At 37.1% G+C, this 25958-nt stretch carries 22 protein-coding genes and 1 pseudogene; 4 read left to right on the plus strand and 19 right to left on the minus strand.

The features are described from left to right. Positions 1–32 precede the first annotated feature (32 nt). The 16 genes from cbpB to MHH70_RS07550 form a co-directional block, all read right to left on the minus strand. On the minus strand, positions 33–476 hold the full coding sequence (gene cbpB / locus MHH70_RS07475) for a cyclic-di-AMP-binding protein CbpB (protein WP_066169530.1): 444 nt from the start codon (positions 474–476) through the stop codon (positions 33–35). Between the two features lie 160 nt (positions 477–636). After that, positions 637–879: a short-chain dehydrogenase gene (locus MHH70_RS07480; RefSeq protein ID WP_066169527.1), complete on the minus strand. Its 243-nt coding sequence runs from the start codon at positions 877–879 to the stop codon at positions 637–639. Between the two features lie 90 nt (positions 880–969). Further along, positions 970–1737, minus strand: coding sequence for a 2,4-dienoyl-CoA reductase (fadH, locus tag MHH70_RS07485; protein WP_342472950.1), 768 nt, complete (start codon positions 1735–1737; stop codon positions 970–972). A gap of 448 nt (positions 1738–2185) precedes the next feature. Continuing rightward, the gene (locus MHH70_RS07490) at positions 2186–3829 is read right to left on the minus strand and encodes a bifunctional diguanylate cyclase/phosphodiesterase (RefSeq protein ID WP_342472951.1); all 1644 of its coding nucleotides are present in this window, start codon (positions 3827–3829) and stop codon (positions 2186–2188) included. Between the two features lie 42 nt (positions 3830–3871). Then, a complete protein-coding gene (locus MHH70_RS07495; RefSeq protein WP_342473171.1) occupies positions 3872–6016 on the minus strand; it encodes an RNA degradosome polyphosphate kinase in 2145 nt (714 codons plus the stop codon). A gap of 26 nt (positions 6017–6042) precedes the next feature. Next, entirely contained in the window at positions 6043–7587 is a 1545-nt protein-coding gene (locus tag MHH70_RS07500) for a Ppx/GppA family phosphatase (RefSeq protein WP_342472952.1), read from the minus strand. A gap of 472 nt (positions 7588–8059) precedes the next feature. After that, complete coding sequence (locus tag MHH70_RS07505; protein WP_066169515.1) at positions 8060–8962, minus strand: chemotaxis protein; 903 nt, start codon at positions 8960–8962, stop codon at positions 8060–8062. Between the two features lie 344 nt (positions 8963–9306). Next, complete coding sequence (locus MHH70_RS07510) at positions 9307–10872, minus strand: IS66 family transposase (protein ID WP_342472954.1); 1566 nt, start codon at positions 10870–10872, stop codon at positions 9307–9309. 62 nt (positions 10873–10934) lie between these two features. After that, entirely contained in the window at positions 10935–11288 is a 354-nt protein-coding gene (tnpB, locus tag MHH70_RS07515) for an IS66 family insertion sequence element accessory protein TnpB (protein ID WP_342472955.1), read from the minus strand. Between the two features lie 266 nt (positions 11289–11554). Further along, positions 11555–12940 (minus strand): gluconate:H+ symporter, encoded by a 1386-nt coding sequence (locus tag MHH70_RS07520; protein WP_107942187.1) that lies wholly within the window; start codon positions 12938–12940, stop codon positions 11555–11557. Positions 12941–13054: 114 nt separating this feature from the next. Next, positions 13055–14068, minus strand: a complete 1014-nt coding sequence (gene pdxA, locus MHH70_RS07525) for a 4-hydroxythreonine-4-phosphate dehydrogenase PdxA (protein WP_342472956.1) — start codon at positions 14066–14068, stop codon at positions 13055–13057. 312 nt (positions 14069–14380) lie between these two features. Further along, positions 14381–15673, minus strand: coding sequence for a four-carbon acid sugar kinase family protein (locus MHH70_RS07530; RefSeq protein ID WP_342472957.1), 1293 nt, complete (start codon positions 15671–15673; stop codon positions 14381–14383). After that, positions 15667–16440 carry a DeoR/GlpR family DNA-binding transcription regulator gene (locus MHH70_RS07535; RefSeq protein WP_107942185.1) on the minus strand — a complete coding sequence of 258 codons (774 nt, stop codon included), beginning with the start codon at positions 16438–16440 and terminating at the stop codon, positions 15667–15669. Before MHH70_RS07535 ends, MHH70_RS07530 begins: the two co-directional genes overlap by 7 nt. A 371-nt stretch (positions 16441–16811) precedes the next feature. Beyond that, positions 16812–17684, minus strand: a complete 873-nt coding sequence (locus tag MHH70_RS07540) for an NAD(P)-dependent oxidoreductase (RefSeq protein WP_342472958.1) — start codon at positions 17682–17684, stop codon at positions 16812–16814. A 346-nt stretch (positions 17685–18030) separates the two neighbouring features. Beyond that, entirely contained in the window at positions 18031–18216 is a 186-nt protein-coding gene (locus tag MHH70_RS07545; protein WP_066169505.1) for an aspartyl-phosphate phosphatase Spo0E family protein, read from the minus strand. A gap of 36 nt (positions 18217–18252) precedes the next feature. Then, the gene (locus MHH70_RS07550) at positions 18253–18441 is read right to left on the minus strand and encodes a hypothetical protein (RefSeq protein ID WP_066169503.1); all 189 of its coding nucleotides are present in this window, start codon (positions 18439–18441) and stop codon (positions 18253–18255) included. Between the two features lie 235 nt (positions 18442–18676). Between MHH70_RS07550 and MHH70_RS07555 the strand changes: the two genes are divergently transcribed. The 3 genes from MHH70_RS07555 to MHH70_RS07565 all read left to right on the plus strand — a co-directional run bounded on the left by MHH70_RS07555 (position 18677) and on the right by MHH70_RS07565 (position 20430). Then, on the plus strand, positions 18677–18853 hold the full coding sequence (locus MHH70_RS07555) for a DUF2187 family protein (protein WP_066169499.1): 177 nt from the start codon (positions 18677–18679) through the stop codon (positions 18851–18853). Between the two features lie 211 nt (positions 18854–19064). Next, positions 19065–19676, plus strand: a complete 612-nt coding sequence (locus MHH70_RS07560; protein ID WP_066169498.1) for a type II CAAX endopeptidase family protein — start codon at positions 19065–19067, stop codon at positions 19674–19676. 64 nt (positions 19677–19740) lie between these two features. Continuing rightward, a complete protein-coding gene (locus MHH70_RS07565) occupies positions 19741–20430 on the plus strand; it encodes a hypothetical protein (RefSeq protein WP_342472961.1) in 690 nt (229 codons plus the stop codon). Positions 20431–20678: 248 nt separating this feature from the next. On the opposite strand, the gene MHH70_RS07570 is transcribed toward MHH70_RS07565, so the two are convergent. Next, complete coding sequence (locus MHH70_RS07570; protein WP_066169493.1) at positions 20679–21125, minus strand: MarR family transcriptional regulator; 447 nt, start codon at positions 21123–21125, stop codon at positions 20679–20681. A 385-nt stretch (positions 21126–21510) separates the two neighbouring features. Beyond that, positions 21511–22914: an ATP-binding protein gene (locus tag MHH70_RS07575; RefSeq protein WP_066169490.1), complete on the minus strand. Its 1404-nt coding sequence runs from the start codon at positions 22912–22914 to the stop codon at positions 21511–21513. 472 nt (positions 22915–23386) lie between these two features. Between MHH70_RS07575 and MHH70_RS07580 the strand changes: the two genes are divergently transcribed. Further along, positions 23387–25126, plus strand: a complete 1740-nt coding sequence (locus MHH70_RS07580) for a B12-binding domain-containing radical SAM protein (RefSeq protein WP_107942181.1) — start codon at positions 23387–23389, stop codon at positions 25124–25126. Between the two features lie 210 nt (positions 25127–25336). Here the strand turns inward: MHH70_RS07580 and MHH70_RS07585 are convergent. Then, positions 25337–25921: pseudogene (locus MHH70_RS07585) on the minus strand (transposase); the annotation flags it as partial. Between the last annotated feature and the right edge of the window lie 37 nt (positions 25922–25958).

A 25958-nucleotide genomic window follows, 5' to 3' on the forward strand; every position in this document is an offset into this window, starting at 1 on the left:
AAACTTTCTCTCCCGACACCCCCGATTTCTGCCTATATTTCACTTGAATAGATATGTTTTTTTAATTGTTTTAAAATAACTCGGCGCGTCATAATGCCGGCAAATGTCCCATCTTCCTCTATTACACATAGAAAAGCATGATTAATTACTAAATCTAATGCTCGTCGAAATGTATCCGTTATTTTTAAATAGGCAACGTCTTGATCCATGACATCCTCTACTCGAATTGACCCAAGTCGATCATATTCAATACGCTCTAGTCCCAAAATTTCCTCTGTAATCATCTTCGTACTAAGCAAACCTTGTAATCGGTATTTCACATCTAACACTGGCACCGATGAATAACCTGTTTTTGTCAAAACTAACAGGGCATGCTCTGCACTGTTGCCACTTTGAACATGCGCAACCTTTTCCGCCGGAATGACTAATTCAGCAATTGGCATCTCAAGTATAGCTTTATTATTAATTGAAATCATGACATCATAACTCCTTTTTGCGTTCTTTCACTAGAATCGCACCCTTACTACTATCATATCACACTTTATTTCATTATGACTATGTGAAGGTCGGAGAAGTTGCCATGTAAAAATAGGATGTCTGAAAAGCAGCGTGTTAGGTTGCTTTTCAGACATCCCCTCAGTAAGAGCCAGTAGTTGCCCAGTAATAAAATATAATAATGCCTAGAAACAGGTTCATAATAAAATACATAACGATAATCGGATTTAAAAGAAATGGATGGTCTTTTATTGCCTCATTTATTGGCGTGTCTTCAATAGTAGACTGTCTTTCCGTTTCTTTTGCAATACGCACCGTTGCATAATAACTCCAAGCAAGCAAGAGTACACCGACAAAAATAGCTGGATAAAGCCACATGCCCAACAGAAACACTCCTTTCGTTTCATTTAGTATGAGCTTATCCAGCTAAAATTTATTCAATTTTCAAAGTAGGTCTAAAGTGTTAATTCTCACCTAAAACGGAAATTGATTTAACCACGCGCCACCATCTAAAGTGACACATTCACCGTTCATATACGCTGCTTTATCAGATAATATAAATGTCGCTAAATTAGCAATTTCTTCTGGCGTGCCAAGACGTTTTAATGGTACAGATTCAATTGTACGTCGTGCTTGCTCCTCCGATTCCCAAAGCTTATCAGCTCCACCCGTGCGTTCAATTGGTCCTGGGGCAATGGCATTTACGCGAATGCCATATTGTCCCCCCCATTCAACTGCTAGAGAGCGCGTTAATGATAAGACACCTGCTTTAGCAGCAGCGGAATGAATAACCCCTGCACCTGCTCCCCATGCGTACGTTGCAACCATATTTAGAATGGAGCCTTTAATATTATTTTCAATCCAGTAGCGACCTAGTTCAGAGGAACAATAAAAAGTACCATTTAATACAATATCGATTACTGCCTTCCAGCCATTTGGTGATAAATTTTCAGCTCTCACTAAAAAATTCCCCGCCGCATTATTAACAAGTCCATCTACCTGTCCAAATTTTTCAATTGAGAAGGACAACATTGCCTTCACATGCTCCGGCTCGCGAACATCCATTTGAAATATTTCGATAGTGTCGCCAAAGCCTTTTATTTCTTCCTTTGCCTTTGTTAAGCGCTCTACATCTCGTCCTGTAATAATGACATTTGCCCCATCTTGTACAAATTGCTTTGCCATAGCTAGCCCCATCCCACTAGAGCCACCTGTAATAATAATTGTTTTATGCTGTAACATACATACGCCCCCTTGTAATAGATAATGAATGAATTATCATTCATATTTTGTGCAACAAAAAATTTATTTGCTACACTTACTTATATATTACTACGGGCAAATCCAAAAATATACTGCAATTATCAATTATGCCTCAGCTAACTCTTACTCAGATTTTTTGAGCTAAATTGGTGGAAGACCACCTCCACATATGTCAGCAGTTAACTGACCTGCATCACGCAGCCTTTCTTCAAAATCTGTGACATCCGCCGGAGCTTATGCTCACTTAGTCGTTATGCTAGTATGCGATGTTCTTAGATTGGTTCCTCTTTGATAGCGGGTGTTTGGACACACATTGAAATTGATTTTATCTCGTTGCAGAATACATGTGTTGAAAGAAGTTAAAGCTAGGCCTATCTCATTTGAAATTTGTCTGCCTAGCTTTATTATTGCTTTTAAATTGAACAGTTTAGTGAAAATATTGCTCCACTATTTGCTCAGCTGGTAATGGGCGGTTGTACAAGTAGCCCTGCACTTTTTGACAGTTGCTTTCCCTTAAAAATTGCTCCTGTGCAGTTTCCTCTACGCCTTCAGCAATCACTTCTAGCCCTAGGTTTTGGGCTAATAAAATAATTGTTTCGACAATCGCTTTATTTTTTTGATCCTTCTCAATATCTGTAATAAACGACTGATCTATTTTGATAATATCGATTGGATACTCCTTTAAATAGCTGAGCGATGAATAGCCTGTACCAAAGTCATCAACCGATACATATACACCGAGCTCTTTTAAGCGACGTAAAATAGATGTTGTTTCATATAAATCTGACATGGAGCTTTCCGTAATTTCAAGTTCTAAATAGCGTGGTTCAATATTATACTCTGTTAATAATGCTGCAACGCGATTTACAAAATCCTTTTGCTTGAACTGCTTTGGTGAAATATTAACAGCGATGCGCACCGGTTTAAAGCCACACTCTCGCCACTCTTTTTGATATCGGCAAACGCGTTCTAAAACCCACTCACCAATACTAATAATCAGACCAGAAGATTCAGCAATTGGAATAAATTGAGCTGGTGATACCATACCAAATTTCCTATTTTTCCAGCGGATAAGTGCTTCAAAGCTATCAATTTTATTTGTTTCTAAATTCACTTGTGGCTGAAAATAAATCGTAAATTCGTTTAATTCAATTGCTCTGTGTAAATGGGCTTCCATTAGAGCTTCGTTAGGGAAATAATGATTTAATTCCTCACTATAATAACAATAATGTCCTCTTCCATTATTTTTCATATAGAACAAAGCTTGATCAGCTTGATGAAGCAATATATCTAAATCTCTTTCTTCAATTGTCGCTAAGGAGATTCCTACTGAAGCAGTAATAAAATATTCTTGATTATCTACAATAAACGGCTCTTGCAAACTTTGTAAAATATTGTATGCAATCGTCTCTACTTCATCTAACTCTTCATAATGGAAAATGATTACAAACTCATCCCCATTATGTCGAAACACTTCACAATACTCACTACGCAAGCCTTTAAAGCGTTCACTAACCTCAAATAATAATTGATCTGAGCGCTGTTTGCCTAAAGATTCGTTAAATTTTTTAAAGCGGTCTAAATCCACAAGTAGTAATGCAATATTCGATGTTTTTTTGAAATTATCATCATCTGTCCATTGCTTATTTAGTGCACGTCGATTGTAAAGCTCTGTTAATTCATCGTAATAGGCTGAGCCCATAATATGCAAACTTTGTTCATCTATAATCGGTGATGCAACTAAAGAGCGCATAATAACAACAATGTATTCCTCGTCCTGCTCTATAATTGTTTGTAATACAACCGCTATTTCTGCATCATCAATTCTAATTCTTTTTATTTCTTGGTCATTTTGTAAAATGAACTGCTTTACTTCAGGCCAATTTATTTGATGAAAAAACTGCTCGGCATCCATTCCCTCGTTAAATGAACAATTAAATAAATGGACTGCTTTACAATTCGCACACTGAACAACATATTGTTGCTCAGTATGTTGTAAAACTACAATTGCATCAAATGGATTTAGTTGAATAATTCTTTCGAGCAAATTGCTCATATTCTGCTTCATCATGTTGTTCTCGAATCCTCCAGACAAATGTTATTTCGCGTCTGCCTATTCCTCAAGTTTGACTGTACCAATCGCTTCTTTTAAAAATAGCTCCTGACTGTTAATGCGCTCTACGCCCGTATATCCTTCTTTATAATGATATTTGCCATTTGCATCTTGAATACGCGCCTTTTGATTATCTTCTAATTGCAAGTCCATAATATCCATAATGCGTTGTTTAATATCCATTGAATAAATTGGGAATAAAATTTCTACACGATTCACCATATTGCGCGTCATCATATCTGCAGACGATAAAAATAGTTTGTTTTCCCCGTTGTGATGGAACCAAAAAATGCGTGAATGCTCTAAAAAGCGTCCGACAATACTCGTTACGCAAATATTTTCGCTCACACCTTTTATTCCTGGACGCAAGCAGCAAATACCACGAATAATTAACTCAATTTTCACTCCCGCTATTGAAGCCTCATAAAGCTTCACCATTAAGTCCTTATCTGTTAATGAATTCATTTTCGCTTTTATAGAGCCGTTGCCGTACTTTTTATGACTACGGATTTCCTCATCAATTAACTTAATAAATTCATCTCGAATATCATAAGGCGATACAACTAAATGATGGAATTGTGGCTTTTCCGTATAACCGCTTAAATAATTAAAGAAGTTCGTTGCATCAATACCGAATTCTTTATGCGATGTAATAATGCCCATATCCGTATAAATTTTAGCTGTTGCGTCATTGTAGTTTCCTGTTCCTAAATGCACAAAGCGCTCAATTTTCCCAAGTCGTCTGCGCACAACCAATGTAATTTTAGAATGGGTTTTTAAATTATTCATCCCATAAATAACTAAGCAGCCTGCCTGCTCAAGTAACTTTGCCCAATGCACATTATTTTCCTCATCAAAGCGAGCTTTTAACTCTACTAAAACTGTTACCTGCTTGCCGTTTTCTGCGGCCTGCTTCAACGCTTGAATAACTGGAGAGTTTCCACTTACTCGATACAATGTTTGTTTAATTGCTAGAACGGATGGGTCATTCGCTGCTTCTGTAATAAAATCAACAATCGGCACAAATGATTCATACGGATGATGGAAAAATAAATCTTGCACTAGAGCCTTTTCGAATAAATTCTCCTCGGAGCTTAAATCCTGTGGTGGCTGTGGAATAAAGCTTTCGTACATTAAATGTTCGCGCCCCTCAGAAATAGCTTTAACAAAGGAAAACATAAATGTTAAATCAAGTGGTCCGTCAATTTTAAATACGTCAGATTCTTCGATTTCAAATTCCTCTAATAAATATTCAAGCACATCGTCAGCCATTTCACCATCTCGAACTTCTAGACGGCTTCCAACTCCCCACTTGCGCTTCTTCAACTCTTTTTCGATTTCCACTAATAAGTCTTGTGCGCCTTCTTCGTGAATTGTTAAATCCGCATTACGAGTTAAACGGAAAGCCTGTGAGGATTTCACTTTGTAGCCATAGAACAGCTTATCAATTTGGCTCATAATCACATCTTCAAGCAAGACATACACCGTCTCACCATTATTGCTAGGTACTTGAATAACACGTTCTAACACAGATGGCACTTGAACGATGGCAACTTTATCGAAATGCTCCAACTCTGTATCATTGTTATTTTCTAGCATAACAAGCAGGTTTTGTGTACGACCTAAAAGAGTTGGAAAAGGACGATAAGCATCTACTGCAACTGGTGTCAGTACAGGGAAAATCGTTTCTTCGAATAGCTCATGAATGTATTTCTTTTGCTCACTAGTCAATAACTTTAAATCGCGAATAAAAACATTTTCTTTCGACAGCAGCTCATCAATTAGGTGGCGATACACTTCCATTTGACGACGAACCAATGCCTGTGTGCGCTCGGCAATTTTTGTTAATTGCTCTTTAGGTGTTAAACCAGATTTATTCTCTGCCTTATGAAAACCTGCTCTTACTTGATCTTGCAGACCTGCTACACGCACCATAAAAAACTCATCCAAGTTAGAACTAAAAATGGCTAAAAATTTTAAACGTTCAAGTAGTGGGTTCGTAATATCTTCTGCTTCTTCTAGTACACGTTCATTAAATGCTAGCCAACTTAACTCGCGATTATTATAATATTCAGGCTTGCTAATCTCTTCAAGTAAAGCTTCGTTCGATATGTTAGTATCTACATTTTCATGATTATTATTCATTTGCTCTGTACTAAAATTTGCTGGCATTATTCGTTCCACCCTTCCACTTCAAATTTAATTTTTAAATCGCACTTAAATAAGCGTTCAAGATGCTTTTTATGTCTATTCGCTTGATATTCCTCTGCAACAGCGTTTCTCTTTGTTGTGACGATACAGACGATTTCTTCATCTGTTTTTTCGAGTGTCACTCTGCTAGCCGCGTTTCTTTTCGAAATATTCAAGCCATAAACAAACTTTAAAATTGCGCCGAAATCACGTAAATCCTTCTGTTCTTCCTTGGAAAACCAGTTAAAAAACGGCTGTACAAAGCGCTCAAAATACTCTTTATTTTTATAAGAAGCTAATAACGCTATTTTCATTCGCTCTATTTGTGTTATCCCTGGTATAGCCTGATTGGCAATTAAGTAAAATGTGTGCTGGCTTGCTGAATCAAGCTCAATATACTCGCCTATCGCATATAGCTTGGCGGCACGTTTAATAAGCTCCAAATGGGCTTCATTATAATGAAACACTTCTAAATGACAGACCTCTCGATATAATTGCTCTGCTAAATTACTTAGTAGCATGACTTCTTCTTCGGAGCGCCCATACTCAAAGGCGATGCGGCGAGCATTAATATTAAATACATTATATTTATCGAAGGCGGTCACATTACTGCCTGCAACTCGATTAATAATTAAGCCTTCACGCAGGCCTTTTTTACTTATTTGGAAATGCTTCGAGTTCACCACTTCCATTAATGCGGCAAATGCTTCAAGTGCAAGCACAATAATATCCGCGCGATCTGCAGATAGGCCATCTAAGTTTTTCAGTTGCTCATAGCTCATACTTCCAAGCTCCAATTTCAATGTGTCAATATTTTGCTTCGTCATTTCAAAATGATGTACGTCTGAAATCGGATAATCTATTTTTTGCTGATATACCTGTCCAATATTCCGGCTACTTCCCCCGATTCCGATAATGGGTAAAGTCACATCCACAATCCATGGCAATGACATAAATTGCTGACGTAGGAAACTGCGCAATCGCTTCTTTTCTTCCTCCGTAATAATTGTGTTTTTGACATAGTTTTGCTTGAGCGATACTGTTCCAAATGGAAAGCTATGTGTTTTAAGTAGCTTTTTGTTTTTAAATAAAGTAATTTCTGTAGAACCACCGCCTATATCGATTGTTACTGCTGATGGTGTAGACATTGAATTAACAACAGCTAGAAAGCCAAAGTATGCCTCCTCTTCCTCCGATAAAACATCCACCGTCATTCCAAGCTGCTGTTGCATTCTTTGTACAATTTCCGTATTATTCGTCGCCTGACGCACTGCAGCAGTTGCCGCAATTTTAATGTCCTTAATATTATAATCCTCTAAAATTTGTTTAAATGACTGCAATAAATCCTGTAATAATTGAATGCCTTCCTCAGACATTTCGCCACTTGGTAAAATATATGTACGCAGTCTTGCAACCTTTTTCATATTTCCGAATTCTCGTAAACCTTCATCCTTGCTATAACGATACATAACGAGACGGACAGTATTTGAACCAATATCAATAATCGCTGTTCGCATATCTTTCATAAATCTCGCTCCTTTTCATCTATTCAAATTATTCGTCATATGCTTTAACATTTTTTATGCGAAATAGCTACTTATCCGTCAATTATTTTTGATTCGTCATTTGAATCTACTACGTCTTTGTTAATGTAGATGTCCAAAAAGCCGGGATAGCTTGCATTTTGGATACTTTTGGTAGTGCTGCTTCAAAGAATTCACTTGCAAGAGGGTTCTTTGAAAAGGGATAAACACTAGGTTTAACAGCTTATTTTCAAATTTAAAATAAGCGTAAGTTCATTTTTCACTACACTGAGGAGAAGTTCGTTGTTTGAAACAACCACTAGAAATTATGTACCTTTCGCCTTGCTTTATATACCAAAATGATGTGCTTCTACGGTTACTTGCCGTAAAATTACCGCTTTATCAAGATAAAAAAGTCGGAATACCTTTATGTAAGCATCCGACTTTTCATTTACGTATCAATGATAGGTGCTCACTACAAAATAAATTGATCTACACGTAAAATTAGCTCTGCGATTTCTGGCTTTGAAATTTGATCCTCGGCACCAACCTGATCTCCTTTATGTCGCAAATCATCTGTAATTAAGCTAGAGAATATAATAACAGGTAATATCTTTAAATCAGGATGTGTTTTAATTCGCTTCGTTAAATGATGTCCATCCATCTGTGGCATTTCAATATCTGTAATGACTAGCTGTACATGTTCAGCGATATTTCCGCCAGCCCTAGCTAACGCTTCTAAATAATTTAAAGCGTCTTGTCCATTTTCAAAAAAATCAATATTATCGTAGCCAGCTTCATGCATCGTATCATGCAGGAGCTTACGCAGTAATGGTGAGTCTTCCGCAATAATAATTTTCTTTTCGGAACGTTCGCGCTTACCTAATTTTTTCACTGCCTCCACGCTTATACCTGAATCTGGGTTAATATCTACCATAATTCTTTCAAAATCAAGCAGTAGAATCATCTCATCATTATGCTTAATAACACCAATAACTTGCGAAACTCCACCTTGATACATATCGGACGGCTTTTCAATTTGATTCCATGAAATGCGATGAATTTGTGTCACATTGTCCACATGGAATACGACGCGCTGCTTATTAAACTCCGCAACGATATATTTTTGCTGTGGACCATGTTGTAAATGATTCAGCCCTAATACCTTTAACATATCGACAACAGGCAGCACCTCACCGCGCAGTTGAATAATCCCTTCTACATGCGCGTGAGCATGTGGAATAAATGTGACAGGTATCGGTTGAATGATTTCTTTCACTTTAATAACGTTAATTCCAAACTTATTATTGGCCACTTCAAATTCAACGATTTCTAATTCATTAGTACCACTTTCTAATAAAATACCTTTATGATCCAAGGTCGCTCGCCCCTCTCTTAAAGCCCCTATTTTTATACTCCAATTGTATCACAGCAAGGCTATTTGTCATATCACCGTTTTTAATTTTTACAATTGCTATACTTTTTTAAGCATGCTTAAATTGAACTATCTAGAAAGGGTAAATCTTATTACTAATACAATCGAAAATTTTACTTTACTCGCTCTTTTAGAAATTAAAAGAATAAAGAGTTGTCTGAAAATAGCATGCTACTTTCAGACAACTCCAAAATTACATAGTAAGCCCGAATTCAATTAAAAAAGGCGCACCTTACGGCACGCACGACAAGTAGCCGACTTTCTGAAGTTTTTCAGAAAGTCGGCTTTTATGCTGCTAAATTTTTCCCACATGCGACCTGTATTTTTTCAGACCAGGGCATGTAATCTTTTAGAAGCTCTGGTTGCTGATGAATCGATAAATTTGGCAGGTCCGTAAAAAGCTTGACAAGATACTGGTAGAAATCGATGCCATTTGCTTTTGCGGTTTCCACTAAGCTTAAACAGATCGCATTCGCTCTTGCACCAGCTTCACTGACAGAGAAAAGCCAGTTTTTTCTTCCAACTACACTTGGACGAATCGCGTTTTCTGCCGGGTTATTATCAATTTCAATCTGCCCGTTGTATAAAAATGCTTTGAGCGCGTGTTTCCGGTTCAAAGTATACTCCGTTGCGGTTGCTAAGGCATTCTTCCCGTAGAATGGAGATTTTTCCAACCACTTAAAGAATTTACGAATGATTTTTCGCGCATACTTCCAACGCATTTTTTGCCGTTGTTTCGGTGGTAAGCCTTTGAAACGGCGCTCCAGTTCATACAACTGATTGCAGTAAGCGAGCCCTTTCCGTCCATTGGCACTCTCGACTTTTAACCAATAACGTCGAACGTGTGACCAACAATTGGCGAATTGAATATTCGACAGCTTATCATAAGCCGAATAGCCGTCGCATATTACAGTGCCCTGAAAATCCATTAAATATTCCTTTAACACCTCACGACTTCTTGTTAAAGCGTGATGGAATAAGATGATGACTGGTCCTTCTGTTGGCACTGTTCGGAATACCCAATTATACGCGTGCGATTGTGCCTTTTTACCGTCCGAGCGATTCAATACTTGAGCGGTTGTTTCATCAATATGAAGTAATGTTTTTGCAGAAAGTACGTTTTTCATTTCTTCATAAATTGGCCGTAACCAATCATCCGCTACACGAATCACCCAATTGGATAGGTTTCTATCATTCGTTTCGAGCCCCATTCGTTTCAGTTCGTTTACCTGGCGATAAAGCGGTAAATACAACGAGAATTTATCACTTACAATCTTTGCGAGTAACTCGGGACTGGCGATACTACGTGGAATCACCGCTACAGGAGCTTTCCCTTTGGCGATGAAAGCAGCACGTTCTGTGTCCTTTTTACAATGTTTGCACTCATAGGCATGCTCAAAATGCTGCACGCGAATCAGCTTGGCCGGAATAAATTTCGCTTCTTCACGGGCAAGCGTTGAACCGATTTCGTGCAGTTCGCTTTGACAGCACACGCACGTCAAATCAGAAGGGTGATGATGAATCTCTTCGACCATCACACCTTCTTTAAATGAATCGTTGCGCTTTTTCTTTTTCTTAGAACGCGTTACCGAGTAAGTAATCGTTTCCGTGCTTTCATATCCTGTGTGCTCAGGTTCGCTAAAAGACGAATCATCATCGAAAAGTGAACACTGCCCATCTGGCGCTTGGTATTTCGACTTTTCAGAACGTGAGCCGTAAATCATTTTTGTGAGCTGACGAACTTGTTCTGTTAACACGTCAATTTGATTTGTTAACTGTTTATTTTGTTCTTTTGTAAAAGCTAATTGTTCTTCTAATAATCGAATTAACTTGGCTTGAGAAGGATTGTTCATTTCGCTCACCCCATTTCCGTTCAGTTTATTTATAGATAATTATATCACCGGAAATACTGTGATTAAAAGACACTTTTCTTCGATTTTTGGATCGCTTTTGGCTGCGAAAGGGATAACCCTTCGAGCAACCAGCGCAATTCCTGTTGCGTTAAGTTTCGTACTTGTTCTTCATCTTTTGGCCATTGAAGTCGGCCTTGATCTAATCGTTTATACAGTAAGGCAAAGCCATCCCCATCGAAATACAGACATTTATAGCGGTCACGCTTCCAACCGGAAAAGAGAAAGACCGCTTCACTGTACGGATCCAGTTTAAAGTTCTCTTGGACAAGCGAGGCTAATCCATCGATCCCTTTGCGCATGTCCGTTCGACCGCAAATAATGTAGATGTTTTTTACCTTGGTGAAGTCATGAATCATTCTTCATCAGCTCCTGCATAACGGTTTGGATAACGTGATTCTTTACGCCATGATAAAAGGAGACTTTTAGTTGATTGGCTTGAATGACGCAGATTGGTTTTAACGGAGCTCGGTCCGTTGAAGGTTTAGATGGAGTTGGTTCCAAATGAACTGGAACGATGGATACTTTGTTCGTTGGCATAAGAATGCACCTCCCTTGATTTGATACTTTAATAGTACCGAGAGGTGCGATCGAAAAATATGCGTATTTTGATTACGGGCTTACATTACATAAACATATTAGCAATTAATAAAACGATTAAACCTGTAAACCACATTAATGTCGTGGGAACTGACCAAACTAAAATTTGCTCTCTTACATTAGTAATACCTGACATACGGTTTACAACCCAGAAAAGGCTATCATTAAAGTATGAAAATACTAATGCCCCCATCGCCGCTGCTTGAGCAGCCAGTGCCATATTAACATCCATTTGCGATAAAATCGGTGCTGAAATAGAGGCAGCCGTAATCATCGCCACAGTACCACTTCCTTGCACAAGGCGAACGAGTGAAGCGACGAAGAACGGAATTAAAAATGCTGGCAATGGTAATTCAGCAATTAAATTGGCAATATAGTCACCAGCACCATTTTCACGTAATACGAAGCCTAATGCCCCTCCTGCCCCTGTGACAAGAATAATAATACCTGCCGACTGAATGCCTTCCTCCATACGCTCAAGCGTTTCTGAACGCGAAAGATTTCTCGCCAAGCCGTATATTGCGAATAATAAACCGATAGCAACTGCGATAATTGGCTTACCTAAAAAGATTAAAATACCGTAAAAGCCATCTACTAATTCTAACGCAGCCAAAGTTGTATTTAAGAATATTAAGATAATTGGAACTAAAATAGGCAATAAGGATAACATTAATGAAGGTAGTTCCTTTGTTTGCTCCCTTTCATCTATTGCATCGAGTAATTCAGAATAACCAACCTTTTCCTTTGGACGAATAAAGCCTGTTTCAGATGTTTCATCTGGTAATTGATAAATTTTATTGCCTAACCATTTTGCATAAAGAATACCGACAATCATCAATGGTATACCGAATAATAAACCGAGACCAATCATAATCCCAATGTCTACGCCAAAGATTCCAGCAACACCAAGTGGTCCAGGTGTTGGCGGCACAAGTGAATGCGTAATAACAAGACCTGAAGCCAGTGCAACACCAATAGCAATAACAGATTTTCCTGTTTTCTTTGATAATGATTTTACTAATGGATTTAAAATAATAAATGCTGAGTCAACGAAAATTGGAATTGATACGATAAACCCTGCAATTCCCATCGCCCACTCCTCTTTCTTTTTTCCAACAAAGCGAATTAAAGCATAGGCTAGCGTTTCAGCAGCGCCCGAAACCTCAAGTATTCGTCCCATCATTACACCTAAACCGATAATAATACCGACAGAGGCAAGCGTACTGCCAAAACCTGCTGAAATTGTATCTGCGACAGCTGCTGGCGCCATTCCACCTACAATCCCTGCGATAGATGCTGCAATAAGTAACGCTACAAATGCGTGAACTTTCGTTTTTAATACTAATAAAATTAAAGCGATAACACCGAGTAAAAGCCCGGCCATTAACTGAGTACCTGATACTGTGTCCATCATAATCCCCCTTAAATGTAAGTGTTTTCATTGTTGTTCAATGAAATGGAGCTATCTGAAAATAATATTTCAGACAGCTCCACTCATCGAGAAGAATGCCATCTAAATGCAAAATTATAAATTATTTTTTGTAAAATTAGGTGCATATTGTGCTGCAACTTTAATACATTCTTCCATGCTGACACTTTCAGCAATATTTTTCCCTGCGATATCAAATGCCGTACCGTGGTCAACAGATGTACGTAAAAATGGCAAGCCATTTGTAATGGAAATTGTACGGTGGAAGTCTGTCATTTTTGCTGCAATATGCCCTTGGTCATGGTAAAGAGATAGTACCGCATCATACTTTCCGTTTAATGCTTGGAAGAATACAGAGTCCGCTGGCACTGGACCAACTGCATCAATACCTTCCACGACAGCAGCTTCAATACCTGGTTTAATTTCTTTTACTTCTTCCCAACCAAATAATCCATTTTCACCGCTATGTGGGTTTAAGCCTGCTACTGCAAAGCGGCGATTTTCTACACCTAAGCGTTGTAACGCCTTGTCGCAGCGAATTAAATAATCACGTACACGCTCCTTCGTTATTTGGTCAATTGCATCCTTTAATGAAAGGTGACGAGTTAAGAAGAAAATTCTCATTCCTTTTACTTCAAACATTGTTAATGGGTCCTGTGAACCTGCTAAATCTTCCAGCATTTCAGTATGTCCAATATATGGGACTTTGGCAGCCTGTAAAGACTCTTTATTAATAGGTGTTGTTGCAATTGCTTGTACTTCATCCGCCATGGCAAGCTCCACCGCTTTTTTAATATATTCGAATGCCCCTTGCCCACCTTGCGCCGACACCTCGCCATATTGTAATTCATCAATATTAATATTATTTAAGTTAATAACATCTACGGTACCAAGCTCATATTTACCCTCAGATGGTTTATTTACTTCATTAATTTGCAAATTAGCTCCCACGATTGCAATTGCTTTTTTAAGCACTGCTGTGTCGCCAATTACGAGCGGCTTACACACATCGTATATATCAGCTTTTGTTAAAGATTTCATCGTAATTTCTGGTCCAATGCCTGCTGGATCTCCCATTGGAATCCCAATAATCGCTCTTTCGTTTGCCATGTTTTATTCCTCCTAATTTTTCGCTTTAAAGTTTTTTATCATGCGTGTTGATTAATCTTTATTTTACAAACAATATTTAACAATTTATTAATTTCAACTGAGGGGACGCTTTCCTCGTGATGCGGCTTCGACGAATTTATTTCGGTGAATGCCTAATAAAAAGCGTTTCCCCTTAAAAACACGCTAATTTATAGACAATACTTATATAATCAACACACTTGACTTTCTATTTAAAAAATTTTTGCTTCTTCTCTTTCACTAAGCAGAAACACCGCTAAACCTTATACTAAAACGCCATCACCAGCATCTAAGTTAATTAGATGACATGGCAATCAAATGGCGTACACTTGTATAAATCGCCTTTTTATCGCCTGCCATACCGCCTTTTGTTACAAGTGGGATACCATCGAAATGTCCCCCAATAAATTGACCATAGGCAATTAACGGTAATACTTCATCATTTAATTTAATACCCTCTGCTCCGCCAATTGAACAAATGGAGGCTGTAACATCACCACCACTTGAAAAGCAACCGCCAATTTCAAACTCGCTTTTTTCAATGACAAGTCTTGTAATCTTCCCTAAACCATCCGCGATTCTTTTAGCTAAAAATTCCTGGGTCATACCTTGTTGCTGTGCAATATCCTTTAGATTTAATGGCTCTGAACCGGGAATATAAGTAGTGATAATAATAATTTCCTGCTGCTGCATTTCCTTGAGCGCCATATCGACAACCTTTTGTACTTCCTGTTCCCAAAGCTCCACACTTCCAGTCAATTGTACTGTTTCCACATAAATTGGCTGTGCATCTGTTTTTTCAAGTAAATAATGGAGCTGATTTGCGCTGTTCGTTGTCACGCTCCCCACTGTTACGATAAATTTTTTATTAGATAACGCATTACTGAAATAGGCTTTTGAATATGCTGCTGTCAATGGACCTGGGTCACATGGAATCATTTGGTGACTTTTTAACATTGCCATAGCATTCGCAATTATTTCAATATCCTCGTTTGTCACAGCGTCTACTACAAAAACACGATTTCCTACAGCGATTGATTGCTCGAAGGCTTGCGCTAATGTTTTCTCGCCTTCTAGCACGATATTTAAACCTAGATGGGTGACTTTATATTTGCTTTGTTTTTCCACAATATTTGGTACGTAAGATTGCGTTAAAGGAGCCACAGGGTCTTTTGCTACGTCAGTTGCTTGTAAAGGTATCCCATTTACTAATAAATAGCCTCCAGACACTACACGTCCCGAATCTGGAAAGGACGGTGCAATAACCGCAATTGCTGTTTCACCAAGGTAATCAAGTACCGTATCAATCTCGACACCGATATTTCCTCTTACTGTGCTATCAATTCTTTTACAAACAACTTCTACTCCCCATGCAGATAAGTTTTCAAGCACTTTTGAAACGCGCATCTTCGCTACATTACTATCTGCATATCGGCTATCCGTATCTACACAAACCGAACGCTGTGTATGAGGAGGCATTTGATTAAAATGTACCATCGTAGATGTTTGAAATCCTGATTTTGTCAAACGAACACCCGTTGCATTTGCTCCTGTTAAATCATCTGCAATGACGCCAATTTTCACCATTCTTCCCCTCCTTCTGCAATTATCACTTCACATTTCTCTTTTAATGTTTCCATATAATGAGCTGGTATTCCGTCATCTGTAATAATTCCGTCTATGCTAAATAAATCACAAACTTTTGCTAATGATTTTTGATCAAATTTACTTGAATCTACTACAAGCAAAGTTGCTTCAGCACATTCAATCATTAATTGCTTCATAGAAGCCTTTTCAAATGTTGGCGCAGTAATTCCAGCATCTATATGAACCGCATGGGAGCCTAAGAAAAACTGATCTACATGAATATTTTTCAATACTTGCTCTGTCAAAGGACCGAAAATTGCACCTGTATTATTTTGTAATTCTCCACCAGTCACTATTACCTTAATATCCGAATCCATCAATTCAACTGCAATGCGTATATCATTTGTTAGAACAGTTAAATTGCGCTTACCTTTTAGACGCTTTGCAATTTCCAAATTTGTTGTTCCTGCATCGAGCAAAATCGTAGAATGATCCTTTATATATTGCAAAGCAGTTTGAGCAATTCGCTTTTTTTGCTGGCTATATTTTGTTTCTTTAATTTGAAATGAAACTTCGTTAACAAGAGGCTTGTTTAACACCGCACCACCGTGTGTGCGAATAATTTTCTCTTCTGCCTCTAAAATATTTAAGTCTCGTCGAATCGTCATAGCGGAAACATTTAATTGCTCCACTAACTGATCGATTTCTATTTTCTCATTGACATTTAATTGTTCCAAAATCAGCTCTCTTCGATCTTTTGGTTGCATAAAAAGTACTCCCTTCGGTAATTTCGAACAACTAATAATTATATTATGTTCGTTTTAAACAAAATAATCAATAGTTTTTTATTTATATGTTCATTTCGAACATCTTTTTTATCTTATAATACTATCAATTACGCCTCGGCGTAATTGCATCCAGATTTTTCGAGCAAGCTCGAAAAAATCTGTGACATCCGCCGGGGGCTTTATCATGATTCGGCAGATGTTTGAACACTCACTGAATAAAAGCATTCATCTCGCCATCTGTGAAGGTGAGAGTTTTCTGCTGAATCGTGACAAATTCCAACAAAACAGCAGAGAGCCATCTGAAAAGTGCGCCAACGCGCCGCTTTTCGGATAGCTCTCCTCCCATTCATTTAATTAGCATGCATTTGATAATATTTGATTAATGCCTGTGTTCCTTTGTCCCCATATCCCTCTGTTAATAAAACATCGTACATTTTTTTCGCTAAGTGTAAACCCGGTAATTGTAAATTCATTTTTTCAGCCTCATCTAAAGCAATTTTCATATCTTTTATAAAATGCTTTATATAAAAGCCTGGTTCTAAATCTTCTTTTAAAATACGTGGCGCTAAATTCGAAAGTGACCATGAACCAGCTGCTCCTGATGAAATCGATTTTAATACTTCCTCCATCGTCAAACCAGCCTGCAAACCATAAATAATGGCTTCACATGTGCCTAGCATTCCACCTGCAATAGCGATTTGATTACACATTTTTGTATGCTGACCTGCACCAGCCTGTCCTTGGTATACGATATTTCCTCCGAATGCCTCTAAGATTGGGCGAATCGACTCCACAATATTTTGATTACCACCAACCATAATTGATAGCGTGCCGTTCTGCGCTCCAATATCGCCTCCAGATACCGGTGCATCAATACTATGTATACCCTTTTCTAGTGCTAGCGTGTACAATTTTTTGGCTAACGTTGGTTCAGATGTTGTCATGTCTACGATAATTGCACCTTTTTTCGCCGTTGATAAAATACCGTTAGCTCCGCAATACACTTCCTCTACATCTTGTGGATAACCGACCATTGTAAAAATAACCTCTTTGTTTACCGCCGCCTGTGCGGGTGAATCTGCCCATTCCGCCCCTAGCTCTATTAACGGCAATGTTTTTGCTTTTGTCCTTGAATAAACAGTTACTTCGTGTCCAACATTTAATAAATGCTTAACGATGCTCGCCCCCATAACACCCGTTCCAATAAACCCAATTGTTGCCATAATCAAATCCTCCTCATAATTTCTAGGCTTGTCATAAAAAGCAGGCTAGCATCCCGCTTCTTGTAACAACTCTTTTCTATTTTGTAGAAATGCTCGCCATCTAAAAAAGATAGACATTCAATAAAAAGTAAATTTTTGTTACGCTAAAAATAGTTATATCTTTTTGGACAATTCTCTCCTCTATACTGTACTGCAAAAAGAGGAATTATTATAGTAGCTAAACAAAAAAAGAGCAGAAGCTTGAATTTGCTTCTACTCAAAAAGGGGGAAATGAGAATGTTGCTGTGTTCATTCATACTATTCCCACGATTTCATAAAGTTAAACATGATTTATAAAAATTATATTTTAATTCATTAATTGATCATCTAACATATTTTGATTTTCTTGCTTTTGCTTTGCATATTTGTTCATCAATCGATCTAGTTGTCTACTCAAGCGAATTGTTTTGGCATTTCGCAGTCCGTTTTCAATCCCCGAACGAATCATCTGTTCACGCGTGCGTTCAAGCTGCTTTAAAATACCTTCCTCCACTTTTGTCCCCCCTATTCATTGATCCAAATAACTTGCCTATGTTCTAGCAATATCTAAATAAGTAAATATAATATTGCCTCCCTGCTTTGCCTCTCCTCTAAAATGTTTAAAATCAGGCTCACTTACTAAAATTTGGCGAAAAGCTAAAAAATCACTTTTTTCTATTTCTATTGATTGTACTTCCCGATTTCTTAAATCATTAATCATTTTTCTATATACTTCCATGGAAAATTCATATCTCCTTCAAAATAAATTTCTTTTTCCAGGTTCATTTACTTTAAAATCATTTTATTGCTATTATACAATATTTCCCTACAAAATACAGCTCTATTTAACACATTTTAGTAAAATAATACAAGCCTTACCGATATAATTGATTTCTATACTATTATTATGTTATTCTTAAAAACAGTTATGGTAATGACGTGAATTATGAAGTCATTAAAGGAGTTGACTGCCTGTGAAAATTGCCGAAGTTGGAAATATCATTGAATTTAAGGATGGCTTACAAGGTATTGTTGAAAAAGTAAATGAGAATTCTGTTATCGTTGACTTAACCATTATGGAAAATTTCACGGACCTAGAAATAGAAGAAAAAACAGTCGTTAACCATAAACGCTATAAAATTTTATCTTGATTCAGCACATGTTTCTTTGCTGTTTCAATATGTTTATCGAATGCCACAAAGTTTGCTACAATCGGCTCTTATAAGCCTTGTTTAGTATTATATTATGGCATTATTTACAATTACTATACCTACATTGTTTAGAAAAACTCCCTTTCGTCATAAAATTGATGATGAAGGGGAGTTTTTTTGTTAGTATTACGTTAGGAGGTTGATACATTTTATGAAATTCATTAAACAAGCTCCAGTACTGTTGCTTTCTTTAATTTTCATGTACGCAATGCTGTTTTATACATTTTCTGAAAAAACGATTTTCTGGTATTTATACACATTCACTTTATTAGTCGGTATTGCCATTTCACTCGTAACAGAAAAATTTGAAGATAGCTTACCTACATGGCAATATTTAATATTCGGTATTGGTTATGGCACAATCACATATGGTATCGTCAAAGCAGGCTATTTAATATTGCCACTAATAAGTCCGAATACTTCGCAACAAATTGCTAGCTTCTTAGGAAAATATGGACCATCTACAGTTTGGCATTATTTACTACTTATCTTTATTATCGTTGTTGGAGAGGAAATGTTTTGGCGGGGCTTTGTTCAACAACAATTAAAGCGATTTGTTAAAAGTAGCTATGCGGTTATTATTACTGCTGCCCTCTTCTCTATTTCGGTCGCTATTAGTGGCTTCATCCCCGGTGTAATCGCAGCCTTTGTTGCAGGGCTATTATGGGGCGCTCTATATGAATGGAAAAAAAGCTTACCGCTAATTATTGTATCTCATGTTGTCTTTGTTTTATTATTATTCTTAGTTTTACCACTCACATAATTGCTTTTTTGCAGGAAACTTATTTTAATTAAGTACGTCCTTATACTGTAAGGAGGAATGTTAAATGAAAAAATATTTATTAATTCTCTCTATTTTAACTGCTCTATTATTAGCAGCATGCAATACAGAGTCAAAAACAGAAGAACCATCGCCAAACATTGATTCGAATGGTGCAACAAATGAAGAACCTAACAATCAAGAGGAAATAGACGTTGATGGTACAGTAGAAGAAAATGAGGATGAAGAAGAAAATTCAGAAATCAGCACACCAGAAGAAAATTCATCTAGCAACGCGCAATCAATTACGTATAAATCCAATAATCAGGAAATAAAAGGTTCAACAATTAATGTAAAAAGCCCTCAGCAAGATTATTCTATAAACTTAATGGACGGCTTTACAATTACTGCTGAAGAGCCCGGTCGAGATATCGTAATGGCGGATATCGATCCAGATGTATCAATGCGTATCGAAGCGTTTCCAAAAGCAGACATAGCATTTGATGAATTACTCACAAATACAAGTGATGCAGTAAATGCCATTGCTCCTGAAGAGGGCTATAGTGAATACGATTTATCTCCGATTCAATTAAATGAGCAAATTACAAATATGCAGACATTTTACGTAGAATTGGAAGGCGAAACGGTACTGACGCTTTTATATGAATTGCCCGATAATTTTATTCGCTTAACGATTTTTGATAATCAAGCCGATTTAAAAGATGCGTTAGCACAAATGGGCTTAACAATTAAATAATGAAAAGATGTAGGCTGTCCAAAAAGCCGAGCATAGCCGGCATTTTGGACAGCCTTTGCTTTCGACACATAGAAGATGTACTCCTACAGTAGTCACAATAAATTGCCACTATCCTTATCCTCATCGCAAAGGGCGTGTCTCAAAATAACTTTTCAGACACGCCCTTTATTATTTTTTATTAAAATATTAACTAAAAAAGAATAAAAGGTGGCAAACACTAAAGTGAGCGTCTTTTCAGACGCCTCCCTTTAGTATGATAAATCTTTCACTGATAAGCCTAATTTCTTTAGTAGCTCAATTGCTTGCTCCTTTTCCTCTGGGGATAATACACTTACTAATTCATGCAAATTTTTCTCATGCTGAGGAAATAGTTCTGCCATAAAGTCGGAGCCTGCCTCTGTAATTTCCGCATACGTTACACGGCGATCTTCTGCACAAGATACACGTTTTAAGTACCCTCTTTTTTCAAGCTTATCTACCACATAAGTAATCGAGCCACTTGCTAATAATATTTTATTCCCAATATGCTGTAATGGCTGTCTCCCTTTATGATATAAAAGCTCTAATACAGCAAATTCAGTTTGATTCAACCCGCTTTTTTGGCAAAAGTCATTCGTTATTTCATTAATTGCTTTATACGCACGTGATAGTACAATAAATAATTTTAATGATTGTTTAATTTCTTCTGAAGCCATGTAATCCATCCTTATCTGAAATCAATTACGCCTCCGCAAGCTATCGTTTATCCAATAACGTCACCTTCTGTAACAGCGACTGACTATTTTTCGTCATCCAGCCATCTTTAAAAACCTGTGACATTCGCTTGGGGCTTTATCCTGCTTCAGCATGTTTTTAAATTGCATGCTGAAAAAACATTGCTGAAGCAAGATAATATATACAAAGCATTATAGCTATTGCTTGAGAGCCTTGTCCAATTTTTTAATCTTATTTTCTAAAAATAGGGCTTTTAAGATAGCGTAATTTAATAGATACTTTCTCTTAGTATTGATAACTACGACCAAGAAGCTGCGGTAAAATCAGACTGGTATCTGACTTTACCGCAGCCTCTTTCTGAAATCATCAAGTTAGGCTTATCGATTCATGTAATGGAATATTCATTACATATTTATATGGATCAACAGGAATCGTAAAGGTGAATTCTGTACCTATGCCTTCCTTGCTCCAAACATTAATATCGCCATTATGCTCCTCAATAATTTTCTTGACAAGAGGTAAACCAAGCCCAGAACCTTGCTTCTTTGTAGTGAAGAAAGGTGTAAATAACCCTTGCATCGTTTCCTCACTCATCCCGTAGCCTTCATCTTTAATAGTTAACTCAATATTGCCTTCCACATTATAGCCTAAAGCAATTGTGATAGTTCCACCTAATGGCATTACTTCAATTGCATTTTTAATAACATTTATAAGCAACTGCTTTAAACGCACTTCATTTCCTAGCATTTTGAATTCATCAACTAAAGAGTATTGAAGCATTAATAAAATATTGCTTTGAATTGCTTGTGGCTGCATAAGGTCAACAATTTGTTGAATAGCTTCCACTAAAGAAATCTCTTCCATCGCATATTTAGGTGGCTTCGATAAATATAAGAAGTCCTCTAAAATAAGCTCTAGGCGCTCAAATTCAGCATCAATAATTGAAAAGTATTGCTTGCCATCTTCACTCATATTCAACTTTAATAATTCTAAAAAGCCCTTTAAAGAAGTCATTGGATTTCGTATTTCATGGACAATTGTCGCAACAAGCTCGTTTAAGTTCGACAGTATTTTTTCTTCTTCCAAATGTGTGTCCTTTATTTCAGCAGTCACCTCTTTAAATATTGTAACAATTATATTCGTAGAACTGATAGCGAGTGCTGTCAGTTCATAAGTCATTGCCTTCTCAGCAATACTACGCTCAAAAATGATAGTGCCTGTGGAGCTATGATCAATATTTTCAAGATACTCAAAAATTTGCTGCTTTGAAAAGCCTAAGTCGCACAACAACTGTTCATATGTTTGTTCATTTTTATACCCTAAAATTTCTAAAGCACCCTGTGTCATCCCTATAATATAGCCTTGCTTGTCCGACAAAATTGCATCGTAGCACGCACAGTCTATAATAGAGCATAGAATATCTTTAGTGAATAACTCGTCCTCATTGAAATTTGGACTTAGCCATACGATAATGGATTGTTCTTTTTCAAAATAACAACCAAATGCACTAGTAGAAATTGTATTATTTTCTACAATAATGTTTACATTACAAAACGCTATTCCTGAATACTTCACCTGTTTCATAAAAGCATCCCATGTTGCACTGGACATTTCATCAAGCATCAGCTGCTCTACCATATGATTCCAACTTAATAACTGCGCTGCTTCTTGATTCATTTTTTGAATTTGACCTGATTCGTGCATGACAATCATCGACTCTTTACACTCGTCAAAGAGTCTATCAAGCTTAGAAATATCAATATAACTCAAAGAAAACGAACCTCCTGTTGTAAAGTAATCGCGCTATCAATTAGTATGCTATTTATATCCTATTAACTATATTACATTTTTATTACCTAATATTCTATATTTTCCGAAAAATTATTTAGCAATAAAGACATTTTATTTTAATTTAGCAAATATTTTTTATCTTATAGTTAAATACTAATTTAACATTTAATTGAGCAATTGTCCAAATTTTAACTAAATTAAATTGAATCTTTCAAAAGTTTTGATGGTACAGAGTTGTAATTGAACAAATAACTTTTCACTTACATATCTCAAAAAACTAGTAAGTTGTCGCCTTTTTGATACACTGCTACAATGATAAAGTGAATCTTCTGTCCGTAGGGATTGGAAGCCTCACTATTCGAGTTTTACAGACCGTCCTCCCACTTCATATTTTTATGTGGGAATCTTACAGCCTGTTAATACAAGGATAAATGTGAAGAGGAGAGAAATTATGAAAATTGTATTAGCAACATTAAACGCCAAATATATTCATACGAATTTAGCAATTCGCTACTTAAAAGCAAGTGCCTACCCTGAATTTATACCAGAGCTTGCTGAATATACAATTAAAGACCCCGCATTTAATATCGTTTCAGATTTATTCCAAAAGCAGCCTGATATCGTGGGCTTTAGTTGTTATATTTGGAACATTGAAGAAACGCTGCATGTAGTGAAAATGTTAAAAACTGTTTTGCCTAATACGAAAGTTATTTTAGGTGGACCTGAAGTATCTTATGACGTGCATCATTGGCTAAAAAATCATACTGAAATTGATTTCATCGTTATGGGGGAAGGGGAGACTTCCTTTAAGGAATTAATGCATTATTTCAATGGCAAAATTCCTTTAGAAGATGTACGTGGTATTTGCTATTTAGCAGAAGGCAAAGTAAAAATCCACGCACAACCAGCAAAAATTGATTTGCGTGAGCTCGCATCACCATTCCGCTTTGCTGAAGATTTACCTCATCTTGGCAAGCGTATCCAATATATTGAAACAAGTCGTGGTTGCCCTTTCCAATGCCAGTTTTGTTTATCGAGCATCGAAGTAGGTGTGCGTTATTTTAATCGCGAAAAAATAAAAGAGGATATTCGCTTTTTAATGGAGCATGGTGCGAAAACAATTAAATTTGTAGACCGTACCTTCAATATTAGCCGTAGCTACGCAATGGAAATGTTTCAATTTTTAATTGATGAGCACAAGCCTGGCGTTGTGTTTCAATTTGAAATAACGGCGGATATTATGCGTCCAGAAGTAATTCAATTTTTAAATGACAATGCGCCAAAAGGCTTGTTCCGTTTTGAAATCGGTGTACAGTCGACAAACGATTTAACAAATGAGCTTGTCAAACGTCGACAAAACTTTGAAAAATTAAAACGCACTGTTACGATGGTCAAGGAAGGCGGCAAAATCGCTCAACATTTAGATTTAATTGCTGGTCTACCAGAGGAGGATTACGCTTCCTTCCGCGACACATTTAACGATGTTTTTGCCATGCGCCCCGAAGAATTGCAATTAGGGTTTTTAAAGCTATTACGTGGGACCGGTCTACGCCTAGAAGCTAAAAAATACGGTTACACATACGTCGACATTGCCCCATACGAAATTTTTTCAAATAATGTGCTAACGTTTGATGATATCGTTCGTATTAAGCATGCCGAGGACGTACTTGAGAAATATTGGAATGCTCATCGTATGGATTTCACAATTGAATATTTAGTAACTGAAGTGTTCGAAACTCCGTTTGACTTTTTCCAAAGCTTCGGTACATATTGGGAAACACGTGGCTGGTCTCGTATCGGGCATCAGCTAGAAGATCTGTTCCGCCGCTTGCTAGAATTTTTACAAACAGTACCAAACGTCGATTTAGATATTGTACAAAATATTATGCAGCTTGATTACTTACAGGAGCAGCAATTCCAACCGCGTAAAATTTGGTGGAATAAGCGAGTAGATGACGTAGAGCAAAAAAATATTTATGCACAGCTCCGCCAAAACCCTGCTATCGCAGGACAAGAGTTTGCGGCAATGGGAATAACCGAGCGTGATTTATTCAAGCACTCGCTCATCATTCCAGCAACGATTTCTTATGGCGATTTCGTTAATGGTCAAATTACAAAGCACAAGGGCTATTTATTCACTTATTTCCGTCAAGGTCAGCAACCCTATTTTGCAGATATTAAGGCACTGTAGAAAAAAGGCTGTCGCGCTGCTGTTTGATTGAAATGTTCATCATTTATTAGGTAACTTTTTTGTTCTATTAGCAACTTCAAAAAAGGCTAACCAGAAAAATCTAGGCCACTGAAAAACTTACGTTTTTTCAACTTATAAGTGAATGTAATGTTAAAAAGGAGTTAATTCGTTCAAATTTGAACGAATTAACTCCTTTTTCAGTGGTATTTCTTACTCTGCTCCCTTCATTAAGGTTATAATTCTTTTGAGATTCATGGCGAATATGGTTGTTGCTCCTTGTATCTGCATACCAAATAGACCCGCGGAATTGGCTGTTTCATACCCGTGTCTATGTTTCAACTCACTATTTTTCGCCTCAATTTTATAGCGCGATGTTGCTTTTTCTTTAAATTCATCGCTATTTTGAAACGCTTCCTGCTCTTCATGTTCTGTTGATTTCATCGTTACGGAATAGGTTTTACTTTTCGCACCTTCCTTGTAACAACCTTCACGTAACGAGCAAACCTTACATTTTTCAATATCAAAGTAGTAAGTTTGTGCTTGGTTTTGCCCTTGGTTTTTCTTTCCTGTCCGTGCTGTTCGAATAGCCATATGCCCTGCTTTACAAACATACATCCCTGCATCTTTATTGAATTCAAACTCATCTTCTTTAGCACGACTTCCATGTGTGATTCGCGGATTTAATTTCGATACTAATTGAAGCTCGTTTTCTTTCGCATAGCGAATATTATCCTTCTCTGAATAAGCTGCATCCCCAATCACTGTATCAATTTCCATACCTGTTTCCTGACTCTTTACATTTGATAACGCTACTATATAATAAAACAGCGAT

The sequence above is a fragment of the Metasolibacillus sp. FSL H7-0170 genome, assembly GCF_038593115.1.
Classification (GTDB): Bacteria; Bacillota; Bacilli; order Bacillales_A; family Planococcaceae; genus Metasolibacillus; species Metasolibacillus fluoroglycofenilyticus.